Raw genomic sequence first — 9,226 nt, forward strand, 5'->3', positions numbered from 1 at the left:
CCCCGAAGGGACGGAAACCCGCAAAGGGCGAGGATCCGAAAGGGTGAGGGGGTCTTCTCAACCCCCTCACCCAGGGTGGGTCAGGAGTCGAAGCCCAGCCCGAACTTGTCCAGGGTGCGCAACCACAGGTTGCGCCGCCCCTGGTGCAGGTCCGCCTGCGCGATCGACCACCGCGTGAACTGGATCACCCCGGACCGCACCGGCTCAGGCGGGAACGGCACCGGCTTCTCCCTCACCATCCGCAGCTCGGTCCGCTCCGTCCGCTCCCCGGACAGCAGGTCCAGCATGACGTTGGCGCCGAACCGCGTGGCCCCCACCCCCATGCCCGTGTACCCCACCGCATAGGCCAGCCGCCCCCCGTGCGCCTGCCCGAAGAAGGCGGAGAACCGGCTGCAGGTGTCGATCACCCCGCCCCACCTGTGCGTGAACCCCAGGTCGGACAGCTGCGGAAAGGTTGTATAGAAGTGACTCGCCAGCTTGACGAACGTCTCGTCCCGCTGCTCGTACTCCGGCCTGACATGCCCCCCGTTGTAGTAGACGGCGTCATATCCGCCCCACAGGATGCGGTTGTCATCGGTCAGCCGGTAGTAGTGGAACTGGTTGGCCGAGTCCCCGACACCCTGACGGTTCTTCCACCCGACCGAGGCCAGCTGCGCGTCCGACATGGGCTCGGTCATCAGCGCGTAGTCGTAGACCGGCACCAGGAAGTGCTTGAGCCGTCGCAGCAGCGGCGGGAAGACGCCGGTGCCGAGCGCGACCCTGGGTGCGTTGGCCGTGCCGTACGGTGTGCGCAGGTCGATCGTGACCCCGTTGTCGTCGATCGAGCGCACCGGTGTCCGTTCGTAGATGCGCACGCCCAGCTTGAGGCAGGCGTCGCGCAACCCCCAGGCCAGCCGCGCCGGGTCGAGCATCGCGCAGCCGCTGCGCTCCCACAGCCCGCCGAGGTAGGTGGGCGAGTTGACCTCCGCCCGCACCTGGTCCTGGTCCATGGGCACGTAGTCGAGCCCGTAGTCCTGGATCAGGTCGAGGTGCCCGTGCAGCTCGTCGAGCTGCCACGGCTCGGTGGCCACGTGCAGCTCACCCGTGCGCTCCAGCGAGCAGTCGATGTCGTACTTCTCCAGGGTCTGCTGGATCTCGTCGAGATTCTGCACACCCAGGTGTTCGAGGCGCTCGATGTCCTCCGGCCAGCGGTCGAGCCCGTTGGGCAGACCGTGGGTGAGGGTCGCCATGGCGAAACCGCCGTTGCGCCCCGAGGCCGCCCACCCGATCCTGCGGGCCTCCAGCAGGACGACGTCCTGCGAGGGGTCCCGTTCCTTCGCCATCAGGGCCGTCCACAGCCCCGAGAAGCCTCCACCCACGACGACGAGGTCGGCGCGGGTGTCTCCAGCGAGCCGCGGCTGCGGCTCGGGTCTGGCTGGACTGTCCAGCCAGTACGGCTTGCGCTCCGCATCAGCAAGCGCCTTCAGCGGATCCACAAATCCCACATCCCTACGTGATGTCATATGCAGTTCGTTGATTGCCCGATCAGTCAGTGATCAAGCGCGGGTTCCCCCCGCCTGGATCCGATCTCGCCTCCCTATTCCTTGCCGAGAAAACCTTGCCGAGAAAGTCTTGCCGGAACAGCCCTGCCGAGAAAGCTTAGGCGCGCCTGCGCCCGGCGACCGCGTTCGCGATCGCGATGAGGACGCCGATTCCAAAGATAAGGGTGCCCATCACGTTCACCTGTGGCGGGATACCCGTCTTGACCGAAGCCACGATCCACAGGGGGAAGGTCATCGTGCCGCCGTTGACGAAACTGGTGACCACGTAGTCGTCGATGGACAGCGCGAACGACAACATCGCGCCCGCCAGCACGCCCGGCATGATCGACGGCAGCGTCACCTGCCGGAACGTCGCCCAGGGCCCGGCGCCGAGGTCCCTGGCCGCCTCCTCCAGCGACGGGTCGAGCGTCACCACCCTGGCCCGAACGGTCACCACCACGAACGACAGCGAGAACAGCACGTGCGCGATGATGATGGTCGTCGCACCGGTCTGCATGTTCGCCGAGACGAACAGCGACAGCAGCGACGCGCCCATGACCAGCTCGGGCGTGGAGATCGCGGCGAAGATCAGGAAGTTGGTCAGGCCCTGCCCGCGGAAGCGGTAGCGGCCGACGGCCAGGCCGAGCATGGTCCCGATGACCACCGTGACCAGCGTGGCGATCACCGCGATGCCCAGCGAGTTGAGCAGCGCCGTGGTGAGGCCGTCGATCTCGAACAGCTTGCCGTACCACTTGAAGGTGAAGCCCTGCCAGCTCGTGTTCGACTTGCTCTTCTTGTCGTTGAAGCCGAACAGGATCATCACGGCGATCGGCGAGGACAACCAGACGATGATCAGCCAGGTGTAGCCGTGCAGGAGCTTGTCGCCGAACTTGGTTCTCATCGGGCAGCCGCCTCCAGCACGTTCTCCGTACCCAGGGCCTTGGCGTACACGAAGATGCCCACGAGCAGGACGGCCATCAGCGTGAACGACAGGGACGAGGCCGTCGGGTAGTCGAGGTTCGTCAGATACTGCGTCTGGATGACGTTGCCGATCATCGTGTTGGCCGTGCCGCCCAGGATCTGCGCGTTGACCGGGTCAGCGGTCGCGGGCACGAACGTCATGAGCACCCCGGCGAACACCCCGGGCAGCGACAGCGGCAGGACCACGCTGCGGAAGGCCGCCCAGCGCGAGGCGTACAGGTCGTAGGCGGCCTCGATGACCCGCGGGTCCACCCGCTCCAACGCCACGTAGATCGGCAGGATCATGAACGGCAGGAAGTTGTAGGTCAGACCGGCCACCACGGCGAACGTGGTGGCCAGGATGTGGAAGTCGGCGGGCAGGACGCCCCACCCCTTCAGCGTGCCCAGCACGATGCCGTCGTCCGCCAGCAGGAAGCCCCACGAGATCGTCCGCAGCACGAACGACACGAAGAACGGCAGCAGCAGGAGGAACAGGTACATCGACTTGCGCGCCCCGCCCTTGAAGGCGATCCAGTAGGCGACCGGGTAGCCGATGATCATCATGGCGACCGTGGCCAGCCCGCCGTACAGCAGGGAGCGCATGAACTGGGTGCTGTACCTGCCGACGGCGTCGGTGTAGTTGGAGAAGGCGAAGCTCTGGACGTAGCCGTCGATGCTGTTGCCCGTCTGCGTCGACACCGAGGCCATCGCCACCATCGGCACCACCATGAAGATCGCCAGCCAGAGCCAGCTCGGCAGTGCGAGCAGGTAGGGGGTGAGGCGTTTCATGCCGCTACGCCTGGGTGATGTTCTGGAAGATGCGGTTGAAGACCTGCTCCTGCGCCGTGGTCAGCTTGGTGTAGCTGCGCAGCTTGGCGTAGTCGGCGTCGCTCGGGAAGATCGCCGAGCTGGCCACGAGCGCCTCCAGGGTGGTCTTCTCCTCACCCTTTGCCGTGGCGATCTTCTCCTTGAGGATCTCGTTCACGCCGTTCACCGGGGTGACGTACTGGATGTACTCCTCCAGCTCCGCGGCGGTCGCCGGCTGGTAGAGGTAGTCCATCAGCATCAGCGCGTCGACCGGGTTGGCCGCGCCCTTGGGGATGAGCATGTTGTCGGTCCAGATCGTGCCGCCCTCCTCGGGCACCACGAACTTGACCGGCTCACCGGCGAGCTGGCGCTGGAAGACGTCGCCCGACCAGGCCATCGTCAGCCACACGTCGCCCTTGGAGACGGCGTCGATGTAGTCCTGGTCGTAGTACTTGCGCACGATGCCGGCGTCGCGCTGCTGCTTGAGCTTCTCGCCCGCCTTCTTCCAGTCGGCCTCGGTCGACTGCTCCGGGTTGGCGCCCGTGGCGTACATGCCGAAGTTCCCGATCTCCTGGGCGTCGGCCATCATGCCGACCCTGCCCTTGTACTTGGGATCGAAGAGGGCGTTGATGCTCTTGATGTCGTCCTTCACGTACTTGGTGTTGTACGCGATGCCGGTGATGCCCGACGTGTAGGGGACGGTGTAGGTGTTGCCCGGGTCGTAGGCGCGCTGCTTGTACTTCTCGCCGGCGTTGGCGTTGAAGTTGGGCAGCTGGGAGTGGTCCAGCGGCACGCAGTAGCCCAGCTCGATCATGTGCTGGAGCTGGACGCCGTTCGTCATGACGACGATGTCGTAGCCCAGCGGCTGGCCGGCCCGCAGCTGCGGCTCCGACTTGCCGAAGAACGAGGCGTTCTCCTGGATGACTTCCTTGTACTCGTAGGAGATGCCGGTGTCCTTCTGGAACGCCTTCAGCGGTCCCTGTTCCGGCGGCATGTACTCGGGCCAGTTGGCGAAGACGACCTGGCCGTTCTTCTTCTGCTTGGCCCAGAATTCCTTGACCGCGTCGGCCTTGGGCGGGGCGGCCTTCTTGCCCTGGACCCCGCACGCGGCCAGGGCGAGCCCAGCGGCGGAGAATCCGGCGATCCGGAACACGTCACGACGGGTGCGGGGCTGAGTCATGCCCCGGAGCAGCAGCGGGTCCATCAACGTCCAATCACATATGAGTGCTGCGGCCGCCATGACAGCCACACGGAGTCGCCCCGCTCCGCCGTGGTCGTCGCGTCGACCGCATTCTGCTGGAACACCGTGATCTCGGCCCCGTCAGCGAGACAAACGGTGTAATTGTTATATGTGCCCAGGTAGACCACTTCAGTCACCGTGCCACGGACCGAGCTGAGGTCTCCCGGCTGCTCCTCCGTCCAGATCGCGATCTTTTCCGGCCGTACGGTCACCGTCACCTCGCCGTCGTGACCGGGCACCAGCACCCGCCCACCGCTGATCTTGAGCACGCCCTCGGTGGCCGTGCCCGCGATCAGGTTGGAGGTGCCGATGAACCCGGCGACGAAGGTGGAGGCCGGCTGCTCGTAGATCTCGCGCGGCGTGGCGAGCTGGTCGACCAGGCCGTCGTTCATGACCGCGATGCGGTCGCTCATCGTCAGCGCCTCGCTCTGGTCGTGCGTCACGTAGACGAACGTGATGCCGACCTCGCGCTGGATGCGCTTGAGCTCCAGCTGCATCGCCTGGCGCAGCTTGAGGTCGAGCGCGCCGAGCGGCTCGTCGAGCAGGAGCGCGCGCGGGTGGTTGACCAGCGCCCTGGCCAGGGCCACACGCTGCTGCTGCCCGCCGGACATCTCGCGCGGCCGCCGCTTCTCCCTGCCGGTGAGCGCGACGATCTCCAGCATCTCGGTCACCCGCTGCCGGATCTCCGCGGTGGGGACCTTCTTCTGCTTCAGCCCGAACGCCACGTTGTCCCAGACGCTCATGTGCGGGAACAGCGCGTAGGACTGGAAGACCATGTTCACGTCGCGCTTGTTCGGCGGCACGTCGGTGACGTCCTTGCCGTAGAGGCGGACGGCGCCGCGCGTCGGCTCCTCGAAGCCGGCGATCATGCGCATGGTCGTGGTCTTGCCGCACCCGGAGGGGCCGAGGAGGGAGAAGAACTCCCCCTCGGCGATGTCCAGCGTGACGCCCTTCACAGCTTGGACGACCTCGCCGTGCGAAACGTATTCCTTGACGACGCCGTCAAGCTGGATCGCGTCCAAGCTACTCTCCGATGTAGTGCATGACGTGCTTGACACGGGTGTAGTCGTGCAGGCCGAAGACCGACAGGTCCTTGCCGTAACCGGAGTGCTTGAACCCGCCGTGCGGCATCTCGCTGACGAACGGGATGTGGGTGTTCACCCACACCACGCCGAAGTCGAGCCGGTTCGACATCCGCATCGCGCGACCGTGGTCGGAGGTCCAGACGGAGCCGGACAGCCCGTACTGCACGCCGTTCGCCTTGGCCAGCGCGTCGGCCTCGTCGCTGAACGTCTGGACGGTGATGACCGGGCCGAAGACCTCGTTCTGCACCATGTCGTCGTCCTGCTGCAGGCCGTCGACGATGGTGGGAGCGAAGAAGTAGCCCTTGTCGCCGACCCGGTGACCGCCGGTGAGCACCTTGGCGTGCGCGGGGACGTTCTGGAAGAAGGCCTCGACCCTGGCGAGCTGCGTCTCGTTGTTCAGCGGCCCGTAGAGCGCGTCCTCGTTGGACAGGTCGCCCGTGACGGTGTTCGTCGCGGCTTCCGTCAGAGCGGCCACGAACTCGTCGTGAACGCTCTCATGGACCAGGACGCGGCAGGCGGCGGTGCAGTCCTGACCGGCGTTGTAGAGACCGGCGGTGGCGATCGACTCGGCGGCCGCCTTGAGGTCCTTGACGTCGTCGAAGACCACGACCGGGGCCTTGCCGCCCAGCTCCAGGTGCACGCGCTTGAGGTCGTCGGCCGCCGACTTCGCGACGGCCATGCCCGCGCCGACCGAGCCGGTTATGGCCACCATCGAGGCGGTCTTGTGGCTGACCACCAGGGCGCCGGTCTCGCGGTCGCCGGTGACGACGTTGAAGACGCCGGGCGGGAGCACCGAGCCGATGATCTCGGCGAGCTTGACGGTGGAGACCGGGGTGGTGTCGCTCGGCTTGAGCACGACCGTGTTGCCCGCCGCCAGCGCGGGGGCGATCTTCCAGACCGCCATCATCATCGGGTAGTTCCAGGGCGTGACCTGGCCGATGACGCCGATGGGCTCGTGCCTGATGACGCTGGTGTGCTCGGCGAGGAACTCGCCTGCCGTGGGGCCTTCGAGCGTGCGGGCCGCGCCGGCGAAGAAGCGGAAGTGGTCGGCGGCGACCGGGGTCTCGTCCTCGGCCATGCGGGCGCGCGGCTTGCCGGTGTTGAGGCACTCGGCCTCGTTGATCTCGTCGGCCCTGGCCTCGATCGCGTCGGCGACCTTCAGCAGCAGGTTGGCCCGCTCTCCCGGGGTGGTCACACCCCACGTTTCGAACGCGGCAGCCGCGGCGGCGTAGGCTGCGTCGACATCCTCCTGGCCGGAGATCGGGGCCTGAAGGTAGGCCTCGCCCGTGCAGGGGTCGATGACGTCGGAGAAACGGCCGCTCTTGGCGTCCACGAACTCACCGTTGATGAAGTTCTGTAGACGGGTCAAGGTATGACCTCCATGTGAAGGTGGCTGAGATGCCGCGACTCTGACAGAGCATGCGCATCTAGACAAGGGATTCCGTAGCAAAGGATACCGAATTGCTACGAATTCGCTTGACAGAGGCGCTAGAACTGACAACATGTCGCACCAACGGCATGTGAGGAGCTCCCCCAATGACGACCCCGCCCAAAGCCCGCCGCGCGCCCGCCGCCGGACTTGGCCCGGTCGCGCTCGACGACCTCTCCAAGCAGATCATCGAGCAGTTGCAGGCGGACGGCCGCATGCCGTACGCGGCGATCGGCAAAGCCGTGGGACTGTCCGAGGCGGCCGTGCGCCAGCGCGTGCAGCGGCTGCAGGATGCGGGCGTGATGCAGATCGTCGCCGTCACCGACCCGCTCACGCTGGGCTTCCCGCGCCAGGCCATGATCGGCATCAACTGCGAGGGCGACCTGGAGTCGATCGCCGACGAGCTGGCCGCGATCGAGGAGATCGACTACGTCGTGCTCACGGCGGGCTCGTTCGACGTGATCGTGGAGGTGGTGTGCGAGGGTGACCCGCACCTGCTGGAGATCCTCAGCAAGATCCGGGCCATTCCCGCCGTGCGCGCCACCGAGTCGTTCGTGTACCTGAAGCTCAGGAAGCAGACCTACTCCTGGGGCACCCGCTAGACCGGGGGCTCCGGGTCGTACTGGATGTAGTGCCTCACCTCGCGCGCCCGTTCCACGCTGCTCAGCCTCGCGACCAGGTGCAGGGCCATGTCGATGCCCGCCGACACGCCTGACGAGGTGACCACGTCGCCGTCGTCGACGAACCGGTCCTGGCCCCTCACCTCGATGGTCGGGTCGAGCTCCTTCAGCGCTTCCAGGCTGCCCCAGTGCGTGGTCGCCGGACGCCCTTCGAGCAGTCCGGCTGCGGCGTAGACGAGGGAGCCCGTGCACACGCTGGTCATCAGCGGCACCTGAGCACGCTGTTCGCGCACCCAGGCCAGGTGCTCCTCGTCCTTCACCAGCGGCCTGGTCCCCATCCCGCCCGGGTGCAGCAGCACGTCGAGCCGCCCCACGTCGGCCCAGCCCCGGTCGGCCACCAGGCCCATGCCCTTGGCCCCGCGCACCACGCCGGACTCGCGGGCGAACGCGACCACGGACGCCTCCTGGGGATACTGCTTGGCCCACATGGCCAGCACCTCCCACGGCCCGACCGCGTCCAGTTCCTCAACGTCCTCGAACAGCAGGATCCCGATCCTCATCACAAACGTCCCCTCATCCGAAATGGCTGCGGTACTGGCCAGGCGTGACGCTGAGGATCCTCTTGAAGGAGCGGTGCAGCGTCTTCACCGTGCCGAACCCGCAGGTCCGTGCGACCGATTCGAGCGTCGCGTCCGTGGTCTCCAGCATCCGCCGCGCCGCCTGCAGCCGCGCTGCCTCCACGTAGGAGCCGGGCGACCGGCCGACCTGCGCGGTGAAGACGCGGGTGAAGTGCCGCTCGCTCATGCCCGCGCGGGTGGCGAGCGCGGGGACGCTGAGGTCGCCCGCCGGGTGCTCGTCGATCCACGCCTGCACCTCACGCAGCGGCTCGCGGGCCGGGAGCTGGGTGGCGAGCTGTACGGAGAACTGGGCCTGGCCGCCGGGCCGCTGGACGAACATGACCAGCCGCCTGGCGATGGTCCTGGCGGCTTCCGCGCCCAGGTCGTCCTCGACCATGGCGAGCGCGAGGTCCATCCCGGCGGTCACCCCAGCCGAGGTCCAGATATTTCCTGACCTGACGAAGATGGGCGCCGGGTCGACCTCGACCTCGGGGTGCCGTACGGCCAGCTCGTCGCAGCTCCCCCAGTGGGTGCAGGCGCGGTGGCCGTCGAGCAGGCCCGCCTTCGCCAGCAGGAACGCGCCCGTGCACACCGACGCGACCCGCCTGGACCTCGCCGCCGCACCCTGCAGCCAGGCGATCAGCCGGTCGTCGTCGCAGGCGGCGAACTTGCCGCTGCCGCCTGCGACGACGAGCGTGTCGATCGGCCCGCCGTACGTGTCGATCGTGCTGTCGGGCGTGACGGCGAGCCCGCCGTCCGCGACCACCGGCCCCCGCGCGGCGGACACCACCGTCACCTTGTACGGCCCGGCCTGCTGGAACACCTCGTGCGGGCCGGTCAGGTCGAGGATCTGGAAACCCGGGTAGACGACGAAGACCACGTGCACGTCACCCATGGTCGCGGGGGGTGTGTCATGGCGGCAAGGACACGAACATGACCTTTTCCGCC

At 67.3% G+C, this 9,226-nt stretch carries 9 protein-coding genes; 1 reads left to right on the forward strand and 8 read right to left on the reverse strand.

The genetic code is table 11. From position 1 onward, the window contains the following. Positions 1-80: 80 nt before the first annotated feature. The 6 genes from ACIBG8_RS18510 to ACIBG8_RS18535 all read right to left on the reverse strand — a co-directional run bounded on the left by ACIBG8_RS18510 (position 81) and on the right by ACIBG8_RS18535 (position 6,981). Entirely contained in the window at positions 81-1,475 is a 1,395-nt protein-coding gene (locus tag ACIBG8_RS18510) for an NAD(P)/FAD-dependent oxidoreductase (protein ID WP_397344042.1), read from the reverse strand. 163 nt (positions 1,476-1,638) lie between these two features. Further along, positions 1,639-2,421 (reverse strand): ABC transporter permease, encoded by a 783-nt coding sequence (locus tag ACIBG8_RS18515; protein WP_397344044.1) that lies wholly within the window; start codon positions 2,419-2,421, stop codon positions 1,639-1,641. Continuing rightward, positions 2,418-3,269, reverse strand: a complete 852-nt coding sequence (locus ACIBG8_RS18520) for an ABC transporter permease (RefSeq protein ID WP_397344045.1) — start codon at positions 3,267-3,269, stop codon at positions 2,418-2,420. The genes ACIBG8_RS18515 and ACIBG8_RS18520 overlap by 4 nt, the downstream gene beginning before the upstream one ends. Positions 3,270-3,273: 4 nt before the next feature. Continuing rightward, complete coding sequence (locus tag ACIBG8_RS18525; protein ID WP_397344046.1) at positions 3,274-4,467, reverse strand: PotD/PotF family extracellular solute-binding protein; 1,194 nt, start codon at positions 4,465-4,467, stop codon at positions 3,274-3,276. A 23-nt stretch (positions 4,468-4,490) separates the two neighbouring features. Beyond that, a complete protein-coding gene (locus tag ACIBG8_RS18530; protein WP_397344047.1) occupies positions 4,491-5,549 on the reverse strand; it encodes an ABC transporter ATP-binding protein in 1,059 nt (352 codons plus the stop codon). A 1-nt stretch (position 5,550) separates the two neighbouring features. Then, positions 5,551-6,981 carry a gamma-aminobutyraldehyde dehydrogenase gene (locus ACIBG8_RS18535; RefSeq protein ID WP_397344049.1) on the reverse strand — a complete coding sequence of 477 codons (1,431 nt, stop codon included), beginning with the start codon at positions 6,979-6,981 and terminating at the stop codon, positions 5,551-5,553. Between the two features lie 167 nt (positions 6,982-7,148). On the opposite strand from ACIBG8_RS18535, the gene ACIBG8_RS18540 reads away from it, so the two are divergent. Beyond that, the gene (locus ACIBG8_RS18540; protein WP_397344050.1) at positions 7,149-7,643 is read left to right on the forward strand and encodes an Lrp/AsnC family transcriptional regulator; all 495 of its coding nucleotides are present in this window, start codon (positions 7,149-7,151) and stop codon (positions 7,641-7,643) included. Here the strand turns inward: ACIBG8_RS18540 and ACIBG8_RS18545 are convergent. Both ACIBG8_RS18545 and ACIBG8_RS18550 read right to left on the reverse strand, forming a co-directional pair. Further along, positions 7,640-8,221, reverse strand: coding sequence for a DJ-1/PfpI family protein (locus ACIBG8_RS18545; RefSeq protein ID WP_397344051.1), 582 nt, complete (start codon positions 8,219-8,221; stop codon positions 7,640-7,642). The genes ACIBG8_RS18540 and ACIBG8_RS18545 overlap by 4 nt on opposite strands. A 13-nt stretch (positions 8,222-8,234) precedes the next feature. Beyond that, positions 8,235-9,173 carry a GlxA family transcriptional regulator gene (locus ACIBG8_RS18550; RefSeq protein WP_397344052.1) on the reverse strand — a complete coding sequence of 313 codons (939 nt, stop codon included), beginning with the start codon at positions 9,171-9,173 and terminating at the stop codon, positions 8,235-8,237. Positions 9,174-9,226 lie beyond the last annotated feature (53 nt).

Origin of the sequence: Nonomuraea sp. NPDC050556 (assembly GCF_044457355.1) — a bacterium.
Classification (GTDB): domain Bacteria; phylum Actinomycetota; class Actinomycetes; order Streptosporangiales; family Streptosporangiaceae; genus Nonomuraea.

What these genes read in the sequence shown, in the direction of transcription:
- ACIBG8_RS18550 (WP_397344052.1), bottom strand. Translation starts at nt 9,173, where the DNA reads ATGGGTGACGTGCACGTGGTCTTCGTCGTCTACCCGGGTTTCCAGATC.
- ACIBG8_RS18515 (WP_397344044.1), bottom strand. Translation starts at nt 2,421, where the DNA reads ATGAGAACCAAGTTCGGCGACAAGCTCCTGCACGGCTACACCTGGCTG.
- ACIBG8_RS18545 (WP_397344051.1), bottom strand. Translation starts at nt 8,221, where the DNA reads ATGAGGATCGGGATCCTGCTGTTCGAGGACGTTGAGGAACTGGACGCG.
- ACIBG8_RS18540 (WP_397344050.1), top strand. Translation starts at nt 7,149, where the DNA reads ATGACGACCCCGCCCAAAGCCCGCCGCGCGCCCGCCGCCGGACTTGGC.
- ACIBG8_RS18525 (WP_397344046.1), bottom strand. Translation starts at nt 4,467, where the DNA reads ATGACTCAGCCCCGCACCCGTCGTGACGTGTTCCGGATCGCCGGATTC.
- ACIBG8_RS18520 (WP_397344045.1), bottom strand. Translation starts at nt 3,269, where the DNA reads ATGAAACGCCTCACCCCCTACCTGCTCGCACTGCCGAGCTGGCTCTGG.